25 protein-coding genes are annotated in these 23,789 nt (G+C 65.9%); 15 read left to right on the top strand and 10 right to left on the bottom strand.

Annotated elements, in window-relative coordinates; all coding sequences use genetic code 11:
- Window positions 1-73: 73 nt before the first annotated feature.
- The 5 genes from A5724_RS27730 to A5724_RS27750 are packed head-to-tail and all read left to right on the top strand — an operon-like array spanning window position 74 to window position 6,203.
- Window positions 74-1,672 carry an SMP-30/gluconolactonase/LRE family protein gene (locus tag A5724_RS27730; protein ID WP_067809845.1) on the top strand — a complete coding sequence of 533 codons (1,599 nt, stop codon included), beginning with the start codon at window positions 74-76 and terminating at the stop codon, window positions 1,670-1,672.
- Window positions 1,669-2,406 (top strand): GntR family transcriptional regulator, encoded by a 738-nt coding sequence (locus tag A5724_RS27735; protein WP_067809847.1) that lies wholly within the window; start codon window positions 1,669-1,671, stop codon window positions 2,404-2,406. The genes A5724_RS27730 and A5724_RS27735 overlap by 4 nt, the downstream gene beginning before the upstream one ends.
- 10 nt (window positions 2,407-2,416) lie before the next feature.
- Complete coding sequence (locus tag A5724_RS27740) at window positions 2,417-3,970, top strand: AMP-binding protein (RefSeq protein ID WP_067809850.1); 1,554 nt, start codon at window positions 2,417-2,419, stop codon at window positions 3,968-3,970.
- Window positions 3,961-4,734: an SDR family NAD(P)-dependent oxidoreductase gene (locus A5724_RS27745; RefSeq protein ID WP_067809852.1), complete on the top strand. Its 774-nt coding sequence runs from the start codon at window positions 3,961-3,963 to the stop codon at window positions 4,732-4,734. Before A5724_RS27740 ends, A5724_RS27745 begins: the two co-directional genes overlap by 10 nt.
- Window positions 4,731-6,203, top strand: coding sequence for a long-chain fatty acid--CoA ligase (locus A5724_RS27750; RefSeq protein WP_067810015.1), 1,473 nt, complete (start codon window positions 4,731-4,733; stop codon window positions 6,201-6,203). The genes A5724_RS27745 and A5724_RS27750 overlap by 4 nt, the downstream gene beginning before the upstream one ends.
- 4 nt (window positions 6,204-6,207) lie before the next feature.
- Here the strand turns inward: A5724_RS27750 and A5724_RS27755 are convergent, their stop codons facing one another.
- Window positions 6,208-7,047, bottom strand: coding sequence for a glucose 1-dehydrogenase (locus A5724_RS27755; protein ID WP_067809854.1), 840 nt, complete (start codon window positions 7,045-7,047; stop codon window positions 6,208-6,210).
- A 170-nt stretch (window positions 7,048-7,217) separates the two neighbouring features.
- On the opposite strand from A5724_RS27755, the gene A5724_RS27760 reads away from it, so the two are divergent.
- Together A5724_RS27760 and A5724_RS27765 are read left to right on the top strand one after the other, a co-directional pair.
- Window positions 7,218-7,649 (top strand): VOC family protein, encoded by a 432-nt coding sequence (locus tag A5724_RS27760; RefSeq protein WP_067809856.1) that lies wholly within the window; start codon window positions 7,218-7,220, stop codon window positions 7,647-7,649.
- Entirely contained in the window at window positions 7,649-8,314 is a 666-nt protein-coding gene (locus A5724_RS27765; RefSeq protein WP_067809859.1) for an SDR family oxidoreductase, read from the top strand. The genes A5724_RS27760 and A5724_RS27765 overlap by 1 nt, the downstream gene beginning before the upstream one ends.
- Here A5724_RS27765 and A5724_RS27770 read toward each other — a convergent pair.
- Complete coding sequence (locus tag A5724_RS27770; protein ID WP_067810017.1) at window positions 8,292-9,365, bottom strand: dihydrodipicolinate reductase; 1,074 nt, start codon at window positions 9,363-9,365, stop codon at window positions 8,292-8,294. The genes A5724_RS27765 and A5724_RS27770 overlap by 23 nt on opposite strands.
- Window positions 9,366-9,444: 79 nt before the next feature.
- Here A5724_RS27770 and A5724_RS27775 point away from each other — a divergent pair, with 79 nt between their 5' ends.
- The 7 genes from A5724_RS27775 to A5724_RS27800 all read left to right on the top strand — a co-directional run bounded on the left by A5724_RS27775 (window position 9,445) and on the right by A5724_RS27800 (window position 14,532).
- Window positions 9,445-10,044: a TetR family transcriptional regulator gene (locus tag A5724_RS27775; RefSeq protein WP_067809861.1), complete on the top strand. Its 600-nt coding sequence runs from the start codon at window positions 9,445-9,447 to the stop codon at window positions 10,042-10,044.
- Between the two features lie 110 nt (window positions 10,045-10,154).
- Complete coding sequence (locus A5724_RS27780) at window positions 10,155-10,802, top strand: hypothetical protein (protein ID WP_232005005.1); 648 nt, start codon at window positions 10,155-10,157, stop codon at window positions 10,800-10,802.
- A gap of 156 nt (window positions 10,803-10,958) precedes the next feature.
- Window positions 10,959-12,488, top strand: a complete 1,530-nt coding sequence (locus A5724_RS27785) for a nitric oxide reductase activation protein NorD (RefSeq protein WP_067809865.1) — start codon at window positions 10,959-10,961, stop codon at window positions 12,486-12,488.
- Entirely contained in the window at window positions 12,485-13,270 is a 786-nt protein-coding gene (locus A5724_RS27790) for a CbbQ/NirQ/NorQ/GpvN family protein (RefSeq protein WP_067809867.1), read from the top strand. The genes A5724_RS27785 and A5724_RS27790 overlap by 4 nt, the downstream gene beginning before the upstream one ends.
- Window positions 13,271-13,284: 14 nt before the next feature.
- Complete coding sequence (locus A5724_RS34985) at window positions 13,285-13,413, top strand: hypothetical protein (protein WP_255397307.1); 129 nt, start codon at window positions 13,285-13,287, stop codon at window positions 13,411-13,413.
- The gene (locus A5724_RS27795; RefSeq protein ID WP_067809869.1) at window positions 13,410-14,105 is read left to right on the top strand and encodes a hypothetical protein; all 696 of its coding nucleotides are present in this window, start codon (window positions 13,410-13,412) and stop codon (window positions 14,103-14,105) included. Before A5724_RS34985 ends, A5724_RS27795 begins: the two co-directional genes overlap by 4 nt.
- A 13-nt stretch (window positions 14,106-14,118) precedes the next feature.
- The gene (locus tag A5724_RS27800; protein WP_067809871.1) at window positions 14,119-14,532 is read left to right on the top strand and encodes a hypothetical protein; all 414 of its coding nucleotides are present in this window, start codon (window positions 14,119-14,121) and stop codon (window positions 14,530-14,532) included.
- A gap of 3 nt (window positions 14,533-14,535) precedes the next feature.
- Here A5724_RS27800 and A5724_RS27805 read toward each other — a convergent pair whose 3' ends face one another.
- Window positions 14,536-15,519: a methyltransferase gene (locus A5724_RS27805; protein WP_082965317.1), complete on the bottom strand. Its 984-nt coding sequence runs from the start codon at window positions 15,517-15,519 to the stop codon at window positions 14,536-14,538.
- 284 nt (window positions 15,520-15,803) lie between these two features.
- On the opposite strand from A5724_RS27805, the gene trpC reads away from it, so the two are divergent.
- Window positions 15,804-16,610, top strand: a complete 807-nt coding sequence (gene trpC / locus A5724_RS27810) for an indole-3-glycerol phosphate synthase TrpC (RefSeq protein WP_156752485.1) — start codon at window positions 15,804-15,806, stop codon at window positions 16,608-16,610.
- Here the strand turns inward: trpC and A5724_RS27815 are convergent.
- The 7 genes from A5724_RS27815 to A5724_RS27845 are packed head-to-tail and all read right to left on the bottom strand — an operon-like array spanning window position 16,607 to window position 23,776.
- A complete protein-coding gene (locus A5724_RS27815) occupies window positions 16,607-17,044 on the bottom strand; it encodes an SRPBCC family protein (protein ID WP_067809876.1) in 438 nt (145 codons plus the stop codon). The two genes, trpC and A5724_RS27815, sit on opposite strands and share 4 nt — an antisense overlap.
- 3 nt (window positions 17,045-17,047) lie before the next feature.
- Window positions 17,048-17,230: an antitoxin gene (locus A5724_RS27820; protein WP_067809878.1), complete on the bottom strand. Its 183-nt coding sequence runs from the start codon at window positions 17,228-17,230 to the stop codon at window positions 17,048-17,050.
- 9 nt (window positions 17,231-17,239) lie between these two features.
- Entirely contained in the window at window positions 17,240-19,642 is a 2,403-nt protein-coding gene (locus A5724_RS27825; RefSeq protein WP_067809880.1) for a cation-translocating P-type ATPase, read from the bottom strand.
- Entirely contained in the window at window positions 19,639-21,225 is a 1,587-nt protein-coding gene (locus A5724_RS27830) for a serine hydrolase (protein ID WP_067809882.1), read from the bottom strand. The genes A5724_RS27825 and A5724_RS27830 overlap by 4 nt, the downstream gene beginning before the upstream one ends.
- A gap of 48 nt (window positions 21,226-21,273) precedes the next feature.
- On the bottom strand, window positions 21,274-21,981 hold the full coding sequence (locus tag A5724_RS27835) for an SDR family NAD(P)-dependent oxidoreductase (RefSeq protein WP_067809884.1): 708 nt from the start codon (window positions 21,979-21,981) through the stop codon (window positions 21,274-21,276).
- Window positions 21,978-22,841, bottom strand: a complete 864-nt coding sequence (locus A5724_RS27840) for an NmrA/HSCARG family protein (RefSeq protein WP_067809887.1) — start codon at window positions 22,839-22,841, stop codon at window positions 21,978-21,980. The genes A5724_RS27835 and A5724_RS27840 overlap by 4 nt, the downstream gene beginning before the upstream one ends.
- On the bottom strand, window positions 22,838-23,776 hold the full coding sequence (locus A5724_RS27845) for a DUF5996 family protein (protein WP_067809889.1): 939 nt from the start codon (window positions 23,774-23,776) through the stop codon (window positions 22,838-22,840). The genes A5724_RS27840 and A5724_RS27845 overlap by 4 nt, the downstream gene beginning before the upstream one ends.
- Between the last annotated feature and the right edge of the window lie 13 nt (window positions 23,777-23,789).

The following is a 23,789-nucleotide window of genomic DNA, read 5'->3' on the forward strand; positions in this document are numbered from 1 at the left end:
GCGCCGTCAAGGCCGATCTGGCTCGGCATAGCACTATTGTCTGGACTATTCGAGCTTGATAGCGTCCGGGATCATGAGCTCGTCCGTGCTGCAGGCCCGCGATACTGCCGCCAACCCCACCGCCGCCGACGGATGGCGGCTCGAGCGGCTGACCGCGCCCAGTCGACTGTTCGGCGCCAACGGCCTGCGCACCGGTCCCGACGGGCGCGTCTACGTCGCGCAGGTGACCGGCAGCCAGATCAGCGCGCTGGACCTCGACACCGGCCTGCTGGACACGGTCAGCCCGAAAGGCGGCGACATCATCGCGCCCGACGACGTCGCGTTCGATGCGCGCGGCAATCTGTACGCGACCGAGGTGATGGACGGCCGGGTCAGCGTGCGGGAGGCCGGCGGCGCCACCCGCGTGCTGCGCGACGACCTTCCCTGCGCCAACGGCATCACCGTGCACCAGGACCGGCTGTTCATTAACGAGTGCCGCGACGGCGGCCGGCTTCTCGAGCTCGACGCCACCGGGTCGATCGTGCGGACCCTGGCCGAGAACCTGCCCTCTCCCAACGCGATGGAGGTCGGTCCCGACGGGATGCTCTATTACCCGTTGATGACCGCGAACGAGATCTGGCGCATCGATCCCAACGGCGGTGAGCCGCAACGTGTCACCGGTGACCTCGGAGTGCCCGACGCGGTGAAGTTCGACTCGGCGGGCTTCCTCGTGTCCACCCAGGTGGCCAGCGGTCAGGTGCTGCGGATCGACCCGCGGACCGGGACTCAGACAGTGCTGGCCCAGCTGACGCCCGGCCTGGACAACCTGACGTTTGTCGGTGACCGGTTGTTCGTCTCGAACTTCACCGGTCAGATCACCGAAATCCGCCCCGACGGGGACACCTGCACCGTGTTGCCGGGTGGACTGAACTGGCCACTGGATCTGACTGTCGACGCCGACGGGAATCTTCACGTCGCCGACGGCACCTACTTCTACGTCGTCGGCGATGACGGCGCGCTAAAGACCGCGGGCATGCTGTTTTCGCCGGGCTATCCCGGATTCCTCCGCGGCGTCGCGGCGGCCGGTCCCGGCGAATTCGTGGTGACGACGTCCGGCGGCCAGGTGGCGAAGTATCGGCCTGCAGCCGGTGAAACCGATTATCTGGCAACCGACTTCGACCAGCTCTATGGGGTAGCGGTCGGCCCGGACTCCTCGGTCGTCTTCGCCGAACTCGGCACAGGGCGGGTGCACGCCCTGCGGTCGGGCGCTGTCGAGACACTGGCGTCCGGTCTGCAGGACCCGGTCGGCGTCGCCTTCGACCCCGCGGGTGATCCTCTGGTCGCGGAGGCCGGCCGGGTGGCTCGGCTGACGGGCTCACGCGCCGAGACCGTCGTCGACGGACTGCAGCGGCCGCAGGGCATCGCCGCCGTCGGCACCGCGTTGTACATCGTCGACGCGGGCGCCAAGGAAGTGGTGGCGGTCGACCTCGACAGCGGTGCGAGCGACACCATCGCCTCCGGACTGCCGGTCGGGCCGCCGCCCGGCGTCGAACCCAAGCCGCTGAAAGGAATGCCGCCGTTCTCCGGGCCGCAGGGACCGTTCGCGGGCATCACCGCGGGACCCGACGGGACGCTTTACCTCTCGGCCGACGGCGACGGCAGCGTGCTGACGCTGCGGCGGGTGGCGACATGACGGTTTCGTCGGCCGACCACCGTTACCTTCAGGTCGCCCGCACCCTGCGCAAGGAGATCGTCGACGGGGTGTATCCGGTGGGCTCGCAACTGCCCACCGAACACGATTTGTGCGAACGGTTCGCGGTGAGCCGGTACACCATCCGCGAGGCGCTGCGCAGGCTGCGCGAAGACAATCTGGTCGCGTCGCGGCCCAGGGCCGGCACCCTCGTCGTACCGAGGCCCGCAGCGAATTCCTATGCCCAGGACGTGATGTCGATCAACGACCTGCTCGAGTTCGCGACCGGGGCGCCGTTCACCATCGAATCCAACGCGATGGTGACCATCGACGACGCCCTCGCCGCTCGCACCGGCCTGCAGGCCGGATCGGAATGGCTGGCGGTGCGCGGCTACCGGCAGGCCGACGGCGCCGACACACCGGTCTGCCGGACTGAGATCTACATCAACCGTGCGTTCGCGGCGGTGGGCAGGCTGCTGCAACGGCATTCGGGACCGATCTTCCCACTCATCGAGGACCTGTTCGGGGTCAGCATCGTCGAGGTACACCAGCAGATCGCCGCAGTGGTCGTGACTCCAGAGCTCGCAGACTTGCTCAAGATCGAATTCGGCAGTGCCGCACTCGAAATGCAGCGCACGTACACGACGTCCGACGGTGAGATCGCCCAGGTGACCGTCAACACCCATCCCTCGGCACGGTATCGCCATTCCATGACGATGCGCAGGGTCAAGGGTTAGGTTCACGCTCGTGTGGGTCGACGACGATCGCGCGGCCGAGGCGTACCGCCGGGGACTGTGGGTTCGCTCGACGCTCGCCGACGCCCTGCGCGATGCGGCGCGCAGCACCCCGGACCGAACGGTGTTGATCGACGGTGCGGTTCGCGTCGACTGCCGGACACTGCACGAGCGGGCCAGCGCGCTGGCGCATGCGTTGATGGACAGGATGCCGCCGGGCAGCGTCGTGTCCTTCATGCTGCCGAATTGGTATGAGGCCGCGGTCATCTACCTCGCCGCGACGTTGGCGGGCATGGTGGTGAACCCGATACTGCCGTCGCTGCGGGATCGTGAGTTGGGGTTCATACTCTCCGACGCGAACAGTCGCGCGGTGTTCATCCCCGCCGGCTTCGGCAACCACGATTACGTCGCGATGCTGGACCGCGTCACGGCCGACATGCCCGCACCGCCCGAGGTCGTCGTGCTCAGGGGTGACGCGGGAAGGCACACCGCGTACGAGTCGTTGTTCACCGGGGGTGGCACGGTCGGTCTTCCTGTGCTGAATCCCGATGCCGTGCGGATGATCCTGTACACGTCGGGCACCACCGGCAGACCGAAGGGCGTTCTGCACAGCCACAATTCGATTCATGCCCTGATCGCCCAGATCGGCGAGCATTGGATGGTCGACGCCGGCGACGTGTTCCTGGTGCCGTCGCCGATCGCGCACATCGGTGGCTCCATCTACGCGTTCGAATGTCCGCTGCTGCTTGGCACCACGGCGGTGCTGATGCAGCGGTGGGACCCGGATGCCGCGGTGCAGCTGATGCAGACCGAGCGCTGCACGCACATGGCCGGGGCCACGCCGTTTCTGGTCAGCCTGCTTGGCGCCGCCGAGAAGGCCGCGACGCGGTTGCCGGATCTGAAGGTGTTCATCTGCGGTGGCGCGTCGGTGCCGCCGTCGCTGATCCGCAGCGCCGCAGCCTATTTCGAACGCGCGGCGGTGAGCAGGGTGTACGGGTCGACGGAGGTGCCGGTGACGACGGTCGGTGCGTTGGGCGACATCGGGCACGCTGCGGATACCGACGGTCGAGCGGGTTTCGCCGACATCGAACTCCACGACGGTGAGATTCAGGCCCGCGGGCCGCAGATGCTGGTCGGCTATCTGCATGCAGACGACGAGACCGACGCGTTCGACGACCGAGGGTACTTTCGCACCGGCGACCTCGGCCGCTGGGTGGACGACACGTTTCTGGTGGTGACCGGCAGGGCGAAGGACATCATCATCCGCAACGGAGAGAACATCTCCCCCAAAGAGATCGAGGACATCCTGATCGCTCACCCGGGTATCGCGGAGATCGCCGTAGTCGGTGTGCCCGACGCGCGCACGGGCGAACGCGCGTGCGCGGTGATCGTGGCCGCCGATCAGCCCGCGCCCGATGTGGCCGAGTTGGGCCACCTGCTCACCGGCGAAGGGGTTGCGAAGTTCAAAATTCCTGAGCAGGTGGAGGTCTGGGATGCGCTGCCGAAGAACGATGCGGGCAAGGTGCTGAAACACCGGATCCGGGAGAGGCTGATGACATGCAAGTAGCGATCGTGACGGGGGCGAGCAGTGGCATCGGCTACGGGTGCGCCACCAAACTTGCCTCACAAGGCATGTCGGTCCTCGGCACCGCGCGGGATGCGGACAGGTTGGCCGATCTGGAGAAAGCCATCGGCGACAGCGACCGCGTCGCCACGCTCGCGGTCGACCTGACCGCCGACGACGCTCCGCGGCGGATCGTCGACCTGGCCCTGCAGCGGTGGGGCCGGATCGACTTCCTGATCAACAACGCAGGCGTGGGCAGCCCCAAGCCGTTGCATGAAACCGACGACGAAAGCCTGGATCATTTCCTGGGTTTGATGTTGCGGGCGCCGTTCCGATTGGCGCGCGAGGTGATCGGCCACATGCAGGCCGGGTCGGCGATCATCAACATCACCTCGACGTTCGCGGTCGTCGGCGGCTTGCGCGGCGGCGCGTATTCGGCGGCCAAGGGCGGGCTGACGGCGCTGACCACCCACATCGCGTGTCAGTACGGGAGGCAAGGCATCAGGTGCAACGCCGTGGCGCCCGGTGTCACGCTCACCCCGATGGTGGCGACGCGCCTGGAGGACGAGCGGTTCCGCAAGATGAACACCGAGATGACGCCCTATCCCCGGCTGGGCAAGGTGGACGACATCGCCAGCACCGTCGCGTTTCTGTGCTCCGACGGTGCGGGTTTCATCAACGGCCAGACGATCGTGGTCGACGGCGGATGGACGTCCACCAAGTACCTGTCGGAATTCGCGCTGAACTCCGAATGGGTCGCGCGTTGAACCTGTTCGCGCTGCTCGATCAGGCCGCCGCCCGGTTGGGCGACCGCGGTGCGGTGTATTCCGGTGAGCAGCAACGACATACCTGGGCGCAGTTGCGCGACCGGGCGCTTCGGTTGGCCGCCTCGTTCGGCGGGCTGTCAGCGCCGGGCGCTCGCATCGCGGTCGCCAGCGAGAACTGCCCGGAGATCGTCGAGTTGATGTTCGGGATTTGGGCCGCCGAGCGGGTGTTCGTCCCGATCAACTACAAGCTGCACCCGCGCGAGATGGCGCAGATCCTCGACGACGCCGGCACGACCCGGGTGTTCGCGTCGGCAAAGATCGCCGAGGGGCTCACGCCGGTGACCGGTGTTCCCATCGAAGTGATCGGGACGCAGACCTACGAAAGCCGGTTGCGGACAACGGCATTGACACCGCCCAGCAACACCGATCCGTCGGCGTTGGCGTGGTTGTTCTACACCAGTGGCACGACCGGCCGGTCCAAGGGCGCGATGCTGTCACATCGCAACCTGATGGCGATGACCGTCGCCCACTTGGCAGATTTCGACGACCCCGACCAGAACTGCAGCCTCATCCACGGCGCGCCGATGTCACACGGGTCCGGCCTTTACGTGCCCCCGTACGTGCTGCGCGGGGCACGGCAGGTGGTGCCCGCATCGGGCGCGTTCGAACCCGACGAATTCCTCGACCTGTGCGAAAACCATCCGGGCTGCAGCGCGTTTCTCGCGCCGACGATGGTGCAGCGCCTGGTGCAGACCGGCCGGTCGTGCCCGCGTAATTTGAAGACCGTGGTGTACGGGGGCGGTCCGATGTACGTCGACAGCCTGAAGAAGGCGATGGCGGCGTTCGGTCCGATCTTCGTGCAGTTGTACGGACAGGGCGAAGCCCCGATGACGATCACCGGTCTGCGTCGGGCCGACCATCTGGACGCCGACGACGCCACCCTGGGCTCCGTCGGGTATGCGCGCTCCGGCGTCGACGTCGCGGTGCGGGCCGCCGACGGCCAGCCCGCCGCGGTCGGCGAGATCGGCGAGATCGTCTGCCGCGGCGACGTGGTGATGTCCGGTTACTGGCAGAACCCGGATGCCACCGCGGCCACGGTCGAGGACGGCTGGTTGCACACCGGCGACATGGGATCGTTCGACGCCAACGGCTTTCTGACGTTGCGCGACCGGTCGAAAGACGTGGTGATCAGCGGCGGCAGCAACATCTACCCGCGCGAGGTCGAAGAGGTGCTCATCGAGCATCCGGGGGTGACCGAGGCGTGCGTCGTCGGCGCACCCGACGAGGAGTGGGGCGAGATCGTGGTGGCCTTCATCGCCGGTTCGGCATCGGCCGCCGAACTCGACGAGCATCTGCTGGAGCGCATCGCGCGGTTCAAGCGGCCCAAGCGCTACGAATTCGTCGACGAGATCCCGAAGAACAGCTACGGCAAAGTGCTCAAACGCGAGTTGCGGGAACGGTTGGCTTGAGGCGTCACAGGATGGGCCGCCCGCCTGTCACGGCGACCCTGGCCCCGCTGATGTAGCTGCCGTCATCGGAGGCGAGCAGCACGTAGGTGGCCGCCAGTTCGGCGGGCTGTCCTGCGCGGCCCAGCGGTGTGTCGTCGCCGAAGTTCTGCACCTTCTCCGACGGCATGGTGGCGGGGATGAGCGGCGTCCAGATCGGGCCGGGCGCGACACTGTTCACCCGTATTCCCTTCTCCCCCAACAGCTGCGCCATGCTGGCCGAGAAATTGGCGATCGCCGCTTTGGTGGCCGCGTATGGGGCCAGTGTGGGGGATGGCATGTCGGAGTTGACCGATGAGCTGCCGATCACCGAGGAGCCGGCAGGCATATGCGGAAGCGCCGCCTTGAGCAGGTAGAAGTAGGCGCCGACGTTCAGCCGGAAAGTGTGGTCCCACTCCTCGTCGGAAATCTCGTCGAGGCTCTGGTGCGTCATCTGGTAGGCCGCGTTGTTGACAAGGACGTCGATGCGCCCGAACTCGTCGACGGCTCTGTTGACCACCTCGCGGCAGTGGCCGGGGTCGGACAGGTCGCCAGCCATCAGCACACACTTCCGGCCCGCGTCCTCGACCAGGCGGGCGACTTCAGCGGCGTCCTCATCCTCGTTGAGGTAGGCGATCAGCACGTCCGCGCCCTCACGCGCGAACGCGATAGCCACGGCCCGGCCGATGCCGCTGTCGCCCCCGGTGATCACCGCCGTCTTGCCTGTCAGCTTGCCCGACCCGCGGTAGGACTGCTCACCGCAGTCCGGGACGGGGTCCATCTGTGCCTGAATTCCTGGCACCGGCTGTTGTTGATCGGGAAAACCCATGGTCAGACCTCTCTAATCGGCGGCGCGGACTCCTTTAGGTCTAGCCACTGGGCTCCGGCGGAAACCTGCAGCTGCCGCACCGGTCACTGGGAGCTTTGGCGTCGCCAGAGCCGGGTACAGAAGGGCTCGCACCGCAGCGAGGAGGGGTCAGCGGTCCGTAGCATCGCGACATGACCGTTCTCGACTCCCCCATTCCGCGCTTCCACCTCGCCATGCCGGTCGACGACCTGACCGCCGCGCGCCAGTTTTACGGCCAGGTACTCGGGTTGGCACAGGGCCGCAGCGCCGACACGTGGATCGACTGGAACCTGTACGGACATCAGGTGGTCACGCATCTCGCGCCGGGCGGACCACGGCCGGCGCACAATCCGGTCGACGGGCACGACGTGCCGGTCCCCCACTTCGGCCTGATCCTGACCGTGCAGGATTTCCACACGCTGGCCGAGCGACTCAAGGCCGCCGCCGTGGAATTCGTCATCGAACCGTACGTGCGCTTTGCCGGTGAGACCGGCGAACAGTGGACGATGTTTCTTCTCGATCCGGCAGGCAACGCCTTGGAATTCAAGGCGTTCGCCGATGACTCGCAAGTGTTCGCGGCCTGATGCGCGTCGTCATCGCCGGCGGTCACGGCAAGATCGCCCTGATCCTGGAACGGTTGCTCACCCAACGGGGCGACTCCGTCGCCGCACTGATCCGCAACCCCGACCATGCCGCGGACCTGCTGGCGGCCGGGGCCGAGCCGGTTGTCCTCGACCTGGAGAACGCCTCGGTCGACCAGCTTGCACCCCATCTCGACGGCGCCGACGCGGTGGTGTTCGCCGCGGGAGCCGGTCCCGGCAGCGGGGCCGCGCGTAAGGAATCGGTCGACCGCGACGCGGCGGTGCTCTTGGCAGACGCCGCAGAGGCCGCGAAAGTTCGCCGCTACGTGATGATCTCGTCGGTGGGCGCCGACGCCGGAGCGCCCGACGACGTGGGCGACCCGGTGTTCGTCGCGTATCTGCGGGCCAAGGGAGCCGCGGACGACAACGTCCGTGCACGCACCGCACTCGACGCCACCATCGTCCGGCCAGGTGGGCTGACCAACGAGCCCGGCACCGGACGCGTGCAGATCGCAACGCACACCGGCCGCGACAGCATCCCGCGCGCCGACGTCGCCGCGGTGCTGTTGGCGGTGCTGGACACGCCGGGCACCGCGGGTCAGACGTTCGAGGTGGTCTCCGGTGACACCCCGATAGCCGACGCGGTCACCACATCAGCCCACGGATGATCTCGGCCTGCGGGATGTCCTCCACCGCAACCAATCCCGCGGGCGCCCGGCAGATCCAGTCGATCGCATTGACGACCCGCGCGGCCGTCGACAGGCAGCCCGCCCCGGTGAGTTCGAGAGCCGGATGCCAGACGTGGGTGTTCAGCTCGACGCGGGGTTCGCCTTCCACCACCACACGGTGCACGCCGTCTTTCCCGTCGGGCGGAAACTCCCATCCCGGCGCCGCCGCGGCGGTCAGCCGATTGATGTGCTCCATGGTGATCACCGGAACCCCGTCCAGGACGCCCTCGACCGCGAAGCGTGCCGCGGCCATCCCGCCGGGCTCCACCGCCATCATCTTGCATTCGATCCGCTTGTCCGTGTACCACGCCTCAGTACGCTGGCGAACCTCGTCGAGTTCTATGCCCAGCTGGGCGGCGAGGTTGCGGACCGGGCCGCCCCACATCGTGGTCACGACCCCCGGCAGGAACAGCATCGGCGTCTCGTCATCGCGGTTTGCGCCGAAACCCATTGACTTACCGGTGAATTCATAGTCGTCGTGGCTACCGTAGTCGAAGATCTCCTGCACAGTGATCGACGTGGCGCGGGTGACGAGGCTCAGCGCACTGTGCACCTCGGTGTCGCCGGAGTAGCCGGGATCGATTCCGTTCACGTACAACGAAGCGTCACCTGATTCGCAGGCTCGCTCCAAGGGCACCCGTAGCCAGTCGTCGGCCTGGCGCGGAGCCACGAGCCACACCATGGACGTGGCCGCGACATTGACCCCTGCGGCGAGGAACTTCGACATCTGCGCGATGGCTTCCATTGGCCGCGTTTCGCCTTGCGCGGTATAGACGACGCAGTCCGGCTCCAACGCGATCAGCGCGTCGATGTCGTCGGTTGCGACGATCCCGGTCCGATGGTCCAGTCCGCAGAGTTCGGCAGCATCGCGCCCGATCTTGGCCGCACCCGCCGCGTGCACCCCGACCAACTCCAGATCGGGTCTGCCGATGATCGCCCGCAGGGAATGGCGGCCGACGTTGCCGGTGGAAAACTGGACGACCCTGCGCACCATCTGCCTTTCGCTTCGCCAAATTGACTGCAGTCAATCACATGTGTCAAGACCCGACGCTGGTTGCTATCGTCGGAGCATGGCCGTGGTGGACAAACCCTCAGCGCGCGAAGCGAAACGGCTACAGACGCGCGAACGTTTGATGGGCGCCGCCGTCGCCGAGTTCAAGCGCGCCGGCATCGCCGAGGCCGATGTCGGTGCGATCGTCGCCGCCGCTGGCGTTGCACACGGCACCTTCTTCTTCCACTTCCCGACCAAACAGCACGTCCTGCTCGAACTCGAACGGCGCGAGGAGGAGCGGATCGCCAAGCAGCTGAGCCGGTACGCCGACTCCCACCGCGACATCGAGTCGATACTGAACGAAGCGGTTCGGCTGGTGCTCGGGCTGGAACGCCGGTTGGGCGCGGTGTTGTTCAAGGATTTTCTCGCCCTGCACTTCTCGCAGTCACGACCTGCCGACGAGAGCAACGAACACCCCGTCATCGTCAGGGTCGCCCAGGAGATCGAGCGCGCCAAGCAATCCGGGCGGGTCGCACCGGACGTGAACCCGATGAACAGCGCGGTGTTCTTTCTGCTCGGCATCTACGCCCTGTTGACCACCACCCACAATTGGCCGAACCAGAGCGCAATGCTCGACGACTATGTCGCCAGGACGTTACGAGGCATAGAAGCCCGCTGACTGGTTGACTATAGTCAGTTTCACTGGGAGGCTCTGGCTACCGATCGCAGGAGGAGCCCCCCGTGAATCCCCCATCGTTGACCGTGACCGCCAGCGGCCTGGACGAACACATGGAGCAGTCGCGCCATGCGCAACGACGGGCTGACAAGTGGCTGATCTCGGGCAGTCTGCTGATCGGCACCGCGGCACTCGGCGTGTTCGGCCTCCCCCTCTTCCTGAGGGGAGTGTGGCTGCTGCGCAAGGCGCAGCGCGAAGGGCTGACCGTCCGGCCGATGTTGGTGACGCTGCTCGGTTATCTGGTCATCATCGATGCGGCCATCAACACCGTGGGCTGGGCGCTGGACCTGGTCGCCAACCATACGATCCTGGCCCGAATCTTGTTGAATGGCTGGGGCGCGATGTTCGACGCCGGTTACTTCTGGCACTACAACGAACTGTGGCTCGGGGGCGCTGCGGGGCCCGGCGAGAAAGCCATGGAAGTGGGGATGATCCTCACGGTGTTCACCATGCGGATCGCCGCTGCGATCGGGTTCCTGCAGATGAAGCGCTGGGGTCACCAGTGGATGATCGTCACCTGCTGGATGGGCGTGCTGATCTGGTGTCTGTACGTGTTCAACATGACGATGTACGCCGACGTGCGCTATGCGGGTGTCGTCCTACCCGTGGTCGGATGGTGGCTGTACGACATCTTCTACATCACGCCGTTCCTGGCCATCCCCTACCTGCACTCGGTTAACAGGGAGATCTTTTCCGATTGACTTGACTCATTGACTTAAGTCAGTGTGTGGGTTACAAAAGGCGGATGGACTGGGTTTGGGAGATACTGCGCTACGTCGCGGCGTGGGGCGGTACCGGACTGATCATCTGGTTCTGGTACTGGATGTTCTCCAACATCGGCACCTTCTGACGCGTCGATGACCAAGGTGTCCGACTCGCATGCAACGGCGACCGAACGCAGTTGCGCTGTCACGGCCGTCGCGTTGAGCAGCCAACGCCGCCAAGGCGTGCGACTCGTCACCGGCGAACACCGCGCCTTCAGCCTGAGCTCCGGCCTCGGCTACGTCCATGTGCCGTATCCGCCGATCGGCGACTGGACCCGCAGGACCCTGACTTGCGGTGTGGCGCTGCAATGTTCGCCGTCCAAGGACCGGCTCGGCGGGTATCGGCTCAACGAGCTGTCCACCCGGGAACTGCGGGCGCTTCACCTGGTCGAGGCGGCCGTCGCTCTCGGGTGGATCGCGACCACTTGGCCGGGCCTCGTCGACGAAACGCGCCGCGTGCTGCCCGATCTGGTGGCGCTGCCCGGCGACCTCGCTGCCGCGGAGATGCTGACCAGGGCTGTGTCGCTGGCTCGCACCGGGCAGGCCCTGAACGTTCACCCGCTGATCGGCAGGTTGCCGTCGGCCTTCACCACGCCGCAGGGCTTGTCGGACAAGCTGCGTCGCACCTTCGGCAGGATGCCGTGGACCACAACGCAGAAGCGTTTGCCGCGGCCATACTCGGTGCCCGTCGGCGGTGACGGCGGTGTGCGCAATTCCAACCTGCCGCCGCCGAGCCGGCCACAGGACAACGACCTCGACATCACCCCGCAGCACCGACCGGGAATCCCGTATCCGGAATGGAATGCGTGGACCAACAGCTTCATGCTGAACCACGTCGCAGTTCTCGAGCGCCAGCGCACCAGCCACACCCGCGAGCCGGGCATGGTGTCTGCCGACCTCCGAAAGTGGTTCGAGGAGCACACCCATCGGGCGATGAAGAACCGCCTGGAAGACGGCTCCGATCTCGACGTCGAGCAGTACGTCAGCCATTACATCGACCTGACGACGGGCGAGGCCATCGAGCCGCGGATCTTCCGCGAACTGCTGCCCGCCAGCCGCGACGTCACCACGGCGCTGCTGCTCGACGGCAGCTCGTCGCTGGGGGTGCACGGTGGACAAATCTTCAGATTGGAGTTGGCGTGTGCCGACGCGCTGTCGCAGGCGATGACGCATGCGCGCGAGCGGCACGGCATCTTCGTGTTCACCGGCAACACACGCCATCGCGTCGAGGTCAACTGCCTCAAGGATTTTCACGACCGCCGCTTCTTGCCTCCGAGCCGGCTCGGCCTCGTGACCGGCGGCTACACCCGGCTCGGCGCGCCGCTGCGTCACCTGACCAGCAGGCTCCTCGCGCAGCCGTCCGAACGGCGGCTGGTCATCGTGATCGGCGACGGCCTGATCTCCGATGAAGGGTACGAGGGTCGTTACGCCTGGGCCGACGCCGCGCACGCAGTCGAAGAGGCGAACGACGCGGGTGTCGCGATCTACTACGTCGGGGTCGGGCCGACGCGGGTCGACCCGCTTCCCGAAGTGTTCGGACCGCGCCGCTCGCAACGCATTCGGTGCGTCGAAGACCTACCGCGGGTACTCGCCCACGTGCACAGGGAGTTGGTGGCCGCATGAGCGAGACGTATTACGCGAACGGTAACGAAGTCCAGTTGTTCGAGCAGGCGTACCGGCAGCGACTGCCGGTGATGCTCACCGGGCCCACGGGATGCGGTAAGACGCGGCTCGTCGAGCACATGGGCGTGCTGCTGCGCAGGCCCGTCGTCACGATCAGCTGTCACGACGATCTGACGAGTTCGGATCTGGTCGGCCGGTTCATGGTGACCGGCGGCGACGTCGTGTGGACCGACGGCCCGCTGACCAGAGCCGTCAAGGCCGGTGCCATCTGCTACCTCGACGAAGTCGTCGAAGCACGCCACGACTCACTGGCCATCCTGCATTCGCTGACCGACCATCGGCGTGCGCTGTATCTCGACCGCGCGGGCGAAGTCGTCAAGGCGCCAGACGAATTCATGCTCGTCTGCTCGTACAACCCCGCATACCGAAGCTCACTGAAGGAGCTCAAGCCTTCGTTCCGGCAGCGATTCGTCACGCTGCCGATGCGATACCTCCCCGCAGACCGCGAAGCAGAGGTCGTCGTCGCCGAGTCCGGTGTCGAACCCGCGACGGCCAGGCGCCTTGTCGGCTGCGCCACCGCCATCCGCACGGCCGACGAGGCATTTCATTTCGAACCGCCGTCGACGCGGGTGCTGGTCACCGCCGCGCAGCTGATCGCCTCCGGCGCAACGGAATTGGAAGCTGCCGAGGCGTGCATCCTGGCACCGCTGTCGACCGACGGCGCCATCACCGACGGCTTGCGCGAAGTGGCGGTGGCCAGCCTGGCGACCGCCGACAGTTAGAAGGGATTCTCGAGATGGATCAGAAGGAGCGCAAGCGCAAGAGGGCGCTCATCGTCCTGCAGATCGTGATCTACGGCTACCTGTTGACGATGTTCGGAATCCAGCTCTACATGTCCTTCGCGCGAGGGTGGTGGGATCTGTGAGTGTGGACGTGCGGTCCGGCGGTGCGGTCAGCCTCGAGCAGCACGACGAGGAATCACGGCTGGCGCAACGCCGAGCGGACAAGTGGATGATCGTCGGCGCCGCCCTGATGGGGATGTGGGCGCCGGGGATCTTCGGCTTGCCCATCTTCCTGCGCGGGGTCTGGCTGCAGCGGCAGGCCGCCCGCGCCGGTCTGTCGATGCGGCCGATGATCGTCACGTTGATCGGATACCTGGTGCTGATCGACGGAATGCTCAACAGTTTGGGCTGGGCGCTGGATCTGGTGGCCAACCACACGCTGATCAACCGGGTGCTGATGGTCGGCTGGGGCGCCATGTTCGATGCCGGCTACTTCTGGCATTACAACGAACTGTGGGTCGGCGGCGCCGCCGGACCGGGCGAGAAGTCCATGGTGTTCGGGATGATCCTGACGGTCTTCGCGATGCGGTGCGCCGCCGCGATCGGGTTCCTGCAGATGAAGCGCTGGGGCCACCAGTGGATGATCGTCACCTGCTGGATGGGAGTGCTGATCTGGTGTCTGTACGTGTTCAACATGACCATGTACGCCGACGTGCGCTACGCCGGTGTGGTGTTCCCGGTCGTCGGCTGGTGGCTCTACGACATCTTCTACATCACGCCGTTCCTCGCCATCCCGTATCTGCACACGGTCAACCGCGAAATCTTCTCCGACTGAAGGAGTTCCGATCATGACGACAGCCGCCGAAGAGAAGTCTGCGTACCTGCCGCCTGGCACCACGCCGTACTACGCCAACATGCACAAGTGGATCAAACGCGCGGTGCTGGTCTGCCTGGTCGCACTCGTGATCGAGGGGGCGTTCACACTGCCGTTCATGGCGGTGTACTACGGCTATCCGACGCTGAGCCTGACCGAGATCTGCAGTGAACTCCTCAAGGTCCGCTATTCCGACGACACGTTGGAATGCAAGGTGCCCTACCCGCCGCTCGGCCCACCTGAGGGTGCCGAAGGCAAGGACACGGCCCGCGACGACTGGGGCATCCAGCCGGTGCCGAAGTACAACCGGATCGGCTTCCGCGAACTCGTCCGCATCCACGACGAGCGCATCGCGAGACAGGCGGCCGAACAGCACGCCGCCCCGTGACTTTCACATCGCCACCGTCTCGATGACCGCGAACTGCCCAACGTGGCCGACGGACTTGCGACGAAGTCCGGCGGCACCGAAGAGATCGTCGAACTCGTCGATGCCGCGTTCCTTGCCGCCGGTGATGACGAGCATGTTCATGTCCATCAGTGGTGGCAGCCCCGGCGCACCCAATTCGCCAACGAGGTAGTCGATGACGACGATGCGCCCGCCCTCTTCCAGTGCAGAACGGCAGTTGTTCAAGATCTGTATGCAGGTCTCGTCGTCCCAGTCGTGCAAAATGTACTTGAGCAGGTACAGGTCGGCGGTCGGAACCGACTCGAAGAAGTCGCCGGCCACCGCGCTGAAGCGGTCGCACAGGCCGTCTTTGCGAGCGGCCGCGTCGGCCTCTGGCACCACGTGAGGCAGGTCGAAGACGCCCGCGCGTAAGTCGGGGTTCGCGCGCATCAACGCACGGACAATTTCACCGTTGGCTCCTCCGACGTCCAGCGCGAAATCGACACTGCGGGTATCGATCATTGCCGCGATGTCGTTCGCCACGGTGGCGGTGAGGTTCGACATGGCTTCGGTGAAAAGACTGCCCTCGTCGGGATGCGTGGCAAAGTAGTCGAAGATCGTCTCGGCCTCGCCGTGTGCCGCCCTGATCTGCCGTTCACCACCGCGCACGGCATCCGGGAAGCGTCCCCAGGTCAACCAATGGCCGGGTGCGGCCTGTGCAAGTGCCATGCCCCGCATCGAGTTTGGATCGTCTTTGCGCAGTGTGCTGAGCAACGACGTTCCGGTGAAGTGCACCCCATCGGCGGACGTCACCAGCCCCAGCGAGGCGCAGGTGCGTATCAACCGCCGGGTGGCGTCCACGTCGATGGACTCCGCGGCCGCGATCGCATCCGGCGTGTCGATACCTGCCGCGAGGTGATCCGCCAGATTGAAGACGGCTGCCGCACGGACGATCTGAGTAACCCAGAATCCGGTCACCATGGTTGTCATGCGCGCATAGTCCTGCGCTCCTGCTGGAACGGATCTCGTCATCGATTCTCCAATGCTCATTGGTTCGGCCGGGCATCGATGCTCCGGTTGGCTACGCGCGGAAAGCTTTTGAGTGCAGTCGGCGGCCAGCATAGACAGGTTGGCGGCCGTATTCCTGCGGGGATGAAACGGGCTGCCGGGTTCGTTAGTGGATGTGTGACAGTGCTTCAGCGGCGCGGGCGGCGTAAGGCGGATCGAGGTGCCCGCCTTCGTGTTGTAGCATGCGCGCGATCAGCCAAGGAGACATGCCTGTGAGTGTTTTGGACGGAATTCTCGAAGGAGTTCGCGAAGACCTCGCGGACCGCAAACGCCAAGTCTCGCAGGCGGAACTGCGATCGCGAGTCGCCGACAAGGGTCCCGTGCGCGATCCGATGCCCGCTTTTCGCTCACCGGAGATATCGATCATCGCCGAGGTGAAACGCAAGAGTCCAAGCAAGGGCGCGCTGTCCGACATCCCCGATCCTGGATTGCTGGCGAGCCAGTACGCGGCGGGTGGCGCGGCAGCCATCAGCGTGCTCACCGAGCGCCGTCGCTTCGGTGGGTCTTTGGCCGACCTGGACGAGGTGCGCTCGCGCGTCGACATCCCGATCCTGCGCAAGGATTTCATCGTCGACCCGTATCAACTGTGGGAAGCACGCGCCCACGGCGCGGATCTCGCACTGTTGATGGTCGTGTCTCTCAGCGATACGCAATTGGCCGACCTGTTGGGGCTGTGCGCCGAGTTGGGGCTCACGGCTCTCGTCGAGTCGCACACCGCCGAGGAAGTCGGCCGGGCAATCGAGTCCGGCGCGCAACTCCTCGGCATCAACGCTCGGGATTTGACCACTTTGGAGGTGGATCGCTCCGTCTTCGCCGAACTCGCGCCACTCATCCCGGAAGGCATTGTGCGCGTGGCAGAGTCGGGCGTGGCCGGTCCCCAGGACGTGGCGGAGTATCGGAGCTGGGGCGCCGATGTGGTGCTGGTCGGTGAGGCGCTGGTCCGGTCGAGGGACCCTCGGACGGCCGTCCGCGAGTTCAGCCAGACGCCTGCGGCTAGCTCGCCGAAAAACTAGGCCGGGGCGAAGACCGCCTTGAACCTGTTCAGCGATTCGCGGATATCGCTCTTCAGCGCGCCTGCCACCACCATGCCGATGGGGCCGAACAACGCAGGACCGCCGAGGTGGACATCGAAGGTGACCGTCGAACCCTCGCCGGCGGGTTTCACCTTGCCGATCAGTTTGACCTTCACGCCGCCCTTGCCGTCGCCGTTCAGCGTCATGGCCTCCGGCGGCCGGTAGTGGACGATGGTCCACTTGATCCGGTTCGGCATGCCCTTGACCTCGACGATGGAATCGAGGGTGGTGCCCTTCTCCAGCGTGTCGGGCAACTTCGAACGCCATACCCGATGGATGGACAGCCATTCCTTGTATCGAGACAGGTCAGACGCGCACTCCCAGGCGTTCTCCGGCGGTAGGGGGACGTCGACCGAGACGGAAAGTTTGGCCATAGCTCAGTTCTGTCGAGGAGGGGTCTTGTCGACGGCCTTCTTGGCCGCGTCCTGCACCTTGTCGACCTGACTCGCGTACTTCCCCTGCGTCTTCTGGTCGACGATGTCTCCGGCCTTGTCGATGGCGGTGTCCACTGCGCTCTTGTTCTTCGAGGCCAGGTCTTTCAGCTTGTCCAGAAATCCCATGTGCCCACCCTACCGCTGCTTCCACAACGCGCGGCGCTCGCCTAGAATCCGCCCCTGCACCCACCAGATGACCTCGATCGCCGCCGCTGCGGCCAGGCCGATGCCCACCGCGATCGAGGTGGTCTTGGGGTTGGACGGGTCGAGCATGAACGTCTTCTGCGCCAGCGGAACCGAGAAGATCACCACGTAGGCCAGGCCGGACACCGCGACCAGCAACACGCGCCACCACTCATACGGACGTGCGACCACAGCCAACACCCACACCGCGGCGATCAGCAGCGTGATCAACGCGGCCGTCGAGGACTGCGTCTGCTCGACCGCCGACGCCTCGCGGCCCTGATACGCGGCCAGATACGACGTGAACGTCGCGATCCCGACCACCAGGCCCGACGGCAAAGCTGCCGTCATCACCCGGCGCACAAAGCCGGGGTGCGCCCGCTCGTCGTTGGGGGCCAACGACAGGATGAACGCCGGGATGCCGATGGTGAACCACGCCGCGATCGTCACGTGGATCGGCTGGAACGGAAACAGCAGCGGATCCGACCCGAAGACCTTGGACGCGAGGCCCGCCAGTCCCACGCAGATGGCGAGCAGCACCGAATACACCGTCTTTGTCAGGAACAGGTTCGAGACCCGTTCGATGTTGCCGATCACCCGCCTGCCCTCGGCAACCACATGCGGCAGCGTCGCGAACTTGTTGTCCAGCAGCACGATCTGCGCCACGGCGCGCGACGCCGAACTGCCGGACCCCATCGCCACGCCGATGTCGGCGTCCTTGAGCGCGAGCACGTCATTGACGCCGTCGCCGGTCATCGCGACGGTGTGCCCGCGAGACTGCAACGCGTGCACCATCGCGCGCTTCTGGTCCGGCCGCACCCGGCCGAACGTCGTGCATTCCTCGAGAGTGTCGGCGAGCCTGTCGTTCTCGTCGGGAAGTTCGCGGGCGTCCATCGTCGCGCCCTCCAGGCCGAGGGACCCTGCCACCGCGCCGACCGAGACCGCGTTGTCACCGGAGATGACCTTGACGCAAACCTTCTGCGAGGCAAAGTATTCGAGCGTGTCACGGGCGTCGGGTCGGACCCGCTGCTCGAGCACCACCAGGGCCACCGGCGTGACGACGCCCGGCGCGTCGGGATGGGCGACGGGCAGGTCGCTCGAGCCGAGCAGCAGCACCCGCAAACCCAACGCCCCGATCTGCTCGGCCTGATCGGCCACCGGCGACCCCGGCTCGAGCAGGACGTCGGGCGCCCCGATCACCCAGTTGCCGTGGTCGGCGTACGACGCGCCGCTCCATTTGGTCGCCGACTTGAACGGCGCGGTCGCCGTCGCGGTCCAGCCCGGCGGCATCTTGTACGCCTCCGCGATCGCGGCCATGCTGGCGTTCGGGCGGGGATCGTCGGCGGCCAGTTGCGCCAGCACATCGCCGACCGTCCCCGACTTGCGTGTGGGCCCAGCCTCGCTCAACGGCTTGAGATCCGCTACCCGCATGCCGTTCTCGGTCAGTGTCCCGGTCTTGTCCGCGCACACCACGTCGACGCGGGCCAGCCCCTCGATGGCGGGCAGCTCGTTGACGAGGCACTGCCTGCGTCCCAGCCGGACCACGCCGACGGCGAACGCGATCGACGTCATCAGCACCAGGCCCTCGGGCACCATCGGGACCAGCGCGCCGACCATTGCGAGCACCGCCCGCCGCCACCCCACGTCAGTGGTGAACAGTTGCGTGTAGATGGTCAGCAGGCCGGCGGGCCACAGCAGGTAGGTGATGAACTGCAGGATTTTGTTGATGCCGCTGCGTAATTCGGAGTTCACCAGCGTGAACTTGCTGGCCTCCTCGGCCAGTTTCGTCGCGTACGCCTCACGCCCCACCTTGGTGGCGCGATACGCGCCGGTGCCCGCGACGACGAAGCTGCCCGACATCACGGGGTCGCCTGCGTCTTTCGCGACCGGATCGGCCTCCCCGGTCAGCAGCGATTCGTCGATCTCTAGGTTGCTCTCCTCCAGGATCTCGCCGTCGACGACGATCTGATCGCCGGGACCGATCTCGATGACGTCGTCGAGGACCACCTCGCCGGGCAACCGCGCCACGGCACCGGATTGCCTGCGCACCAACGGTTTCGCCTGACCGACGATGGCGAGTCTGTCGAGCGTCTGCTTGGCCCGCAACTCCTGGATGATGCCGATGGCGCTGTTGGCGACGATCAGCAGGCCGAACAATCCGTTGATCACCGATCCGGTGCACAGCACGATGATCAGCAGCACACCCAGGATCGCGTTGATGCGGGTGAAGACGTTGGCCCTGACGATGTCGGACACGCTGCGCGCCGCACGGGTCGGCACGTCGTTGGTCTTGCCCTCGGCTATCCGCTGGGCGACCTCAGCGTCGCTCAGGCCCGTCGCGATAGTGGTGGTCACTTCGTGAACGTCCCGTTCTTGGCTGCGTCGTAGTACTCGAGCGTGAGCGTGTTGCCGTCGAAGGTCGCCGTGGAAACTGATCCCGGCGGTGAGTTCTCCGAAACCCACTCATAGGTGAACACGTTGCCGTCCCAATGACGCAGTGGCACATCGAGTGTCGTGCCCAGCGCGAGGTGAAGCGCGCCGTCCTGTTCGGTGACGCGCGCAGGACCCCAGTAGTCGTTGCGGTAGGCGCCGACGTAGGAAGCCAGCGGGGCGGCTGGCGCGGGGTTCGGCGGTGGCTTCTGGCCGACCAGTGAGCCGGTCGGCTGTTCCATCTGTTTGAAGATGTCGCCGTAGAGCTTGTACCAGTCCTCGCGCACCTCGCCGAACTGCACGAGATCGGCGAATTCGGCGGTCAGCGATTCCGGCACACCGGACGGTGTGGCGTTGGTGAGCGCGATGATCGCCACGTCAGCCGACGGCAGGATGACGAAGTTGGTTCCTGCGCCCAGTTCGAAAGCCCCGGAATGGCTCAACGCCATCCGCGCCGCCGACGTCGCGCTGACGTTGAAGCCGAAGCCATAGAAGCCAGACCGCATCGCGGGCTCCGACGCCGGACTCGACACGATCTGCGGTGTCACCGCCGGAAGCAACGCCTTGGAATCGATGATCTGCCTGCCGTCGTGACCGCCGTCGGCGAGGACCATGGCCAGCCAGCGGGTCATGTCGTTGAGCGACGAACTCGCCCCGCCCGCGGGGGATTCGGGGTCGGCGTCGCGCACATAGCGTGGTTCGTATCTGCCGTCGACGTGAATATGGCCGACGGCGCGGTCCTGCCGGGTTTGGTAATCAGCGAACCGGAAGCTGGTCGACGCCATGCCCAGCGGGCGCAGCAGCACGTCGTCGGCGAGATCTTCCCAGGCCTTACCGGCGCTCGTCGCAACGGCTTCCGCGCCGGCGGTGAAGCCAAAGTTGGTGTAAGCATAGGAAATTCGGAACGGATCGAGCGGCAGCTGGCGAAGTTGCCCGAGCACATGGCGCCGGTCGTAGCCGAGGTCCTCGAGCATGTCGCCCGCATGGTCGGGCAGTCCGGAGCGGTGCGAAAGCATGTCTCCAACGGTGACCATCTGCGTGACGGTCGGGTCCGCGAGTGCAAACCATGGCAATTTGGTCACGATCGGGGTATCCCAGCCGACCGCGTTGACGCCGACTTGGTGTGCGACGACGGTCGATGTCAACGATTTGGACAGCGAGGCCAGCTGGAACACGGTATCCGGGCCGACCTTGTTGTGCGGCTCATCGGCTGCACTTGTGTCCTTCACGCCGAAGCCCTTGGCGTACACGGTCTTCCCAGCGTGCACCACGGCGACCGCCATACCGGGGATGCCGGACTTCTTCATCAGGGAGCCGACGATGCCGTCGAGTTTGGCCACCGCGTCGTCGACAGCCTTGTCGGGCAGCGGCATCGCGGGCACCAGCGGCGGCGGTTGATCCGACAGCGACTGGGCCGTCGGCGGCGGTGCCTGCTCAACCGGTTTCGCGCAGCCCGTTGCCAACGCGAGCACCAGCATGGCAACGCTCGCCTTGGCCACCGCGTTCATGCCGTGAACGTTAGCCCGTCGGGTGTGCAGTTGTTGTGCACATGTGCCTCACGCGGCGAATCCGCCGTCGACGTTCCAGCTGATTCCGGTGATGAAGCCGGCGTCCGGGCCGGCGAGGTATGCCACCGCGCTGGCGATGTCCTCTGGGCGGCCGTAGTGCCCGAGTGCGGTGCGTTGGCGCATCTCGTCGGCGAATTCACCCGAGTCCGGATTGGAGTCGGTGGCGGTCGGACCTGGCTGGACGACATTGACGGTGATGCCACGGGGGCCCAGTTCGCGGGCCAGTCCGCGTGTCAACCCAGCGACCGCGGCCTTCGTCATCGCGTACACGGCGCTGCCGGGGCGTGGGACGTGGTCGGCGAAGATGCTGCCGATCGTGATGATGCGGCCGCCGGCCTCCAGATGAGGTACCGCTCGCTGGACAGCCGCGAACACCGCACGAACATTGATCGCGACCATCCGGTCGAACTGCTCCATGGACACGGATTCGACCGTGGCCGACGTCGTTGTCCCGGCGTTGTTGACGAGGATGTCCAGCCCGCCAAGGCGCTCCACCGTCTGATCGACCGCCGCGGTCACCTGCTGCGCGTCTGCGCTATCGGCTTTGATCGCCGCCGCCGAACTCGCGGGCGCGGCCGACGAAGCGTAGGTGAACGCCACCTCGGCGCCGTCCGCCAGGAGCCGCTCAACGATCGCGGCGCCGATTCCGCGTGAGCCGCCGGTCACCAGTGCACGCTTGCCGGACAAGGGCGTCATGATGTTGTCCCCCTAGAGGTTTCGAAAGTGCGGCGGGCCCACTCGGCAAACGATGTCCAGGCAATGTCAGGGTTCGCCACGCGTAGCGCTTCGATATCGACTCGGTATCCGGGTCCGTTGAGGAACCGCCACATGGCGTGCATGTCAGGATTGCCGATCGAGTCAAGCGGCGTCTGACGATGCCGGACGGGTCGGCCCAACACCTCGCTGAACACGGCGGCCATCTCGCGCGGAGTGACGGCATCTCCTGCCAGCTCGATGCGTTGTCCAACGTAGCGCTCGGGGTCGAGAAGGACCTTCGCGACGAAGCTCCCCAGATCGGCGCGGGCCAGCTGTTGCAGCGCACCGTCGGGCGGGAGAGGCAGTTCGAGAATCCCCGCCGAGAGCTGGTCGAGTCCACCGAGGGCATTGTCGAAAAAGTAGGTGGGGGCAGTGACCGTGTATGGCAACCCTGTTGCAATCAACTCGTTTTCGATGATCGCCTTGCTGTCGAAGTGCGGCACCCCGCTGTGTTGATCGGCGCTTGCGACGGAGCTGAACACCATGTGGGGGATCTGCGAATCCACCGCCGCGGCAAGGATTGTCCGGCCCTGTGCCACCTCGGCATCGACTCCTGCTTCAAAGGGGGTGGTCAGCGCGAACACCGCGGCAACACCACGCATCGCCGCATTCAGCGCCGCACTGTCATCGAGTGAGCCTGCGACGACTTCGACGCCAACGTCGAGTAGTCGCCGCGCGGACGGCCCCTCGGGCCTGCGCACCATCGCACGTACGCGGGCGCCCCGCTCGATCAGCGCGGCGGTCACTGCGCCGCCTTGCCCACCAGTGGCGCCCAGCACCAGGACCGGTTCTTCCGTCATGAGTCACGTCGCAGGCGCTGCGGGTCGTCCTCGAGTGCTGCGCGGTCCCAACCGCCGAGTTCGGCAGCAGCCTCGTACGTGCTGTGCAGGAAGTGCAGCAGCGTCTGGTCCGGGTGAGACGAGGTGCGCACCGCCTCATACGGGAGCAGAAATTGTTGGTACTCATCGCTGTAGAACGCGGCATCGGGCTGCACCGGATAGCCGCCGAAGCCGTCGGGTTCGGGATAGGCATAGGCGTAGAACGCGCCCTCCTCGCCGCCGCCCGGCCAGAAGCCGCAACTACTCAGTTCGCGGGAGTAGCCCTCCACCATCACCCAGTCGGGACAGTTGGGTGCCCCGCCGGCGTGCTTGGGCGCGGGCCTGCCCGAAAACCGGGTACATGCCAAATCGAAAGAGCCCCAGAAGAAATGGACAGGGCTCACCTTACCAACGAATGACGCGCGGAATTCGCCGATGACGCGGTCGGCCTGTATGAGCTGCTGCCAGAAGGCGTGTGCGGCCTCGGCGTCGTACTCGGCGTGCCGGTAATCCTCAGGGAACGGGATGGCGTCGCTCACCTCGTTGGGGCGAGCGGCGATTCGCGTCGAGATACCCAGACTGTCCAGCGCGGAAAGGGTTTCCTGGTAGAACTCGGCCACCGGCTTGGGTTGCAGCGGCACCGAACGTGCGCTTCCGTCGCTGTGACGGATCTCAAGAGAATGGGCGATGAAGTCGAACTCGATGTCGAATAGCGCATTGCCGTACGGGATCGCGCCGGTGGTCAGCCCGCGAGGACTCACGTACAACGTGACCTGCCACCAATGATTGATCAGCGGCATATGTGCCAACCGGACCTTGCCCACGATCTGCGTCCACATATGCAGCGTGTCGCGCGTTGGCGTCCAGTCGTCGACTCGCAGCGAGGGCCATCCGGAAGTTCCAACGAAGCGATCCATTCGTGCTCCTTTT

Source organism: Mycobacterium sp. ACS1612, from assembly GCF_001667505.1.
Lineage (GTDB): Bacteria > Actinomycetota > Actinomycetes > Mycobacteriales > Mycobacteriaceae > Mycobacterium.

What these genes read in the sequence shown, in the direction of transcription:
- A5724_RS27730 (WP_067809845.1), top strand. Translation starts at nt 74, where the DNA reads ATGAGCTCGTCCGTGCTGCAGGCCCGCGATACTGCCGCCAACCCCACC.
- A5724_RS27735 (WP_067809847.1), top strand. Translation starts at nt 1,669, where the DNA reads ATGACGGTTTCGTCGGCCGACCACCGTTACCTTCAGGTCGCCCGCACC.
- A5724_RS27745 (WP_067809852.1), top strand. Translation starts at nt 3,961, where the DNA reads ATGCAAGTAGCGATCGTGACGGGGGCGAGCAGTGGCATCGGCTACGGG.
- A5724_RS27755 (WP_067809854.1), bottom strand. Translation starts at nt 7,047, where the DNA reads ATGGGTTTTCCCGATCAACAACAGCCGGTGCCAGGAATTCAGGCACAG.
- A5724_RS27760 (WP_067809856.1), top strand. Translation starts at nt 7,218, where the DNA reads ATGACCGTTCTCGACTCCCCCATTCCGCGCTTCCACCTCGCCATGCCG.
- A5724_RS27765 (WP_067809859.1), top strand. Translation starts at nt 7,649, where the DNA reads ATGCGCGTCGTCATCGCCGGCGGTCACGGCAAGATCGCCCTGATCCTG.
- A5724_RS27775 (WP_067809861.1), top strand. Translation starts at nt 9,445, where the DNA reads ATGGCCGTGGTGGACAAACCCTCAGCGCGCGAAGCGAAACGGCTACAG.
- A5724_RS27780 (WP_232005005.1), top strand. Translation starts at nt 10,155, where the DNA reads ATGGAGCAGTCGCGCCATGCGCAACGACGGGCTGACAAGTGGCTGATC.
- A5724_RS27785 (WP_067809865.1), top strand. Translation starts at nt 10,959, where the DNA reads ATGACCAAGGTGTCCGACTCGCATGCAACGGCGACCGAACGCAGTTGC.
- A5724_RS27790 (WP_067809867.1), top strand. Translation starts at nt 12,485, where the DNA reads ATGAGCGAGACGTATTACGCGAACGGTAACGAAGTCCAGTTGTTCGAG.
- A5724_RS34985 (WP_255397307.1), top strand. Translation starts at nt 13,285, where the DNA reads ATGGATCAGAAGGAGCGCAAGCGCAAGAGGGCGCTCATCGTCCTGCAG.
- A5724_RS27800 (WP_067809871.1), top strand. Translation starts at nt 14,119, where the DNA reads ATGACGACAGCCGCCGAAGAGAAGTCTGCGTACCTGCCGCCTGGCACC.
- A5724_RS27805 (WP_082965317.1), bottom strand. Translation starts at nt 15,519, where the DNA reads ATGACAACCATGGTGACCGGATTCTGGGTTACTCAGATCGTCCGTGCG.
- trpC (WP_156752485.1), top strand. Translation starts at nt 15,804, where the DNA reads ATGCCTGTGAGTGTTTTGGACGGAATTCTCGAAGGAGTTCGCGAAGAC.
- A5724_RS27815 (WP_067809876.1), bottom strand. Translation starts at nt 17,044, where the DNA reads ATGGCCAAACTTTCCGTCTCGGTCGACGTCCCCCTACCGCCGGAGAAC.
- A5724_RS27820 (WP_067809878.1), bottom strand. Translation starts at nt 17,230, where the DNA reads ATGGGATTTCTGGACAAGCTGAAAGACCTGGCCTCGAAGAACAAGAGC.
- A5724_RS27830 (WP_067809882.1), bottom strand. Translation starts at nt 21,225, where the DNA reads ATGAACGCGGTGGCCAAGGCGAGCGTTGCCATGCTGGTGCTCGCGTTG.
- A5724_RS27835 (WP_067809884.1), bottom strand. Translation starts at nt 21,981, where the DNA reads ATGACGCCCTTGTCCGGCAAGCGTGCACTGGTGACCGGCGGCTCACGC.
- A5724_RS27840 (WP_067809887.1), bottom strand. Translation starts at nt 22,841, where the DNA reads ATGACGGAAGAACCGGTCCTGGTGCTGGGCGCCACTGGTGGGCAAGGC.
- A5724_RS27845 (WP_067809889.1), bottom strand. Translation starts at nt 23,776, where the DNA reads ATGGATCGCTTCGTTGGAACTTCCGGATGGCCCTCGCTGCGAGTCGAC.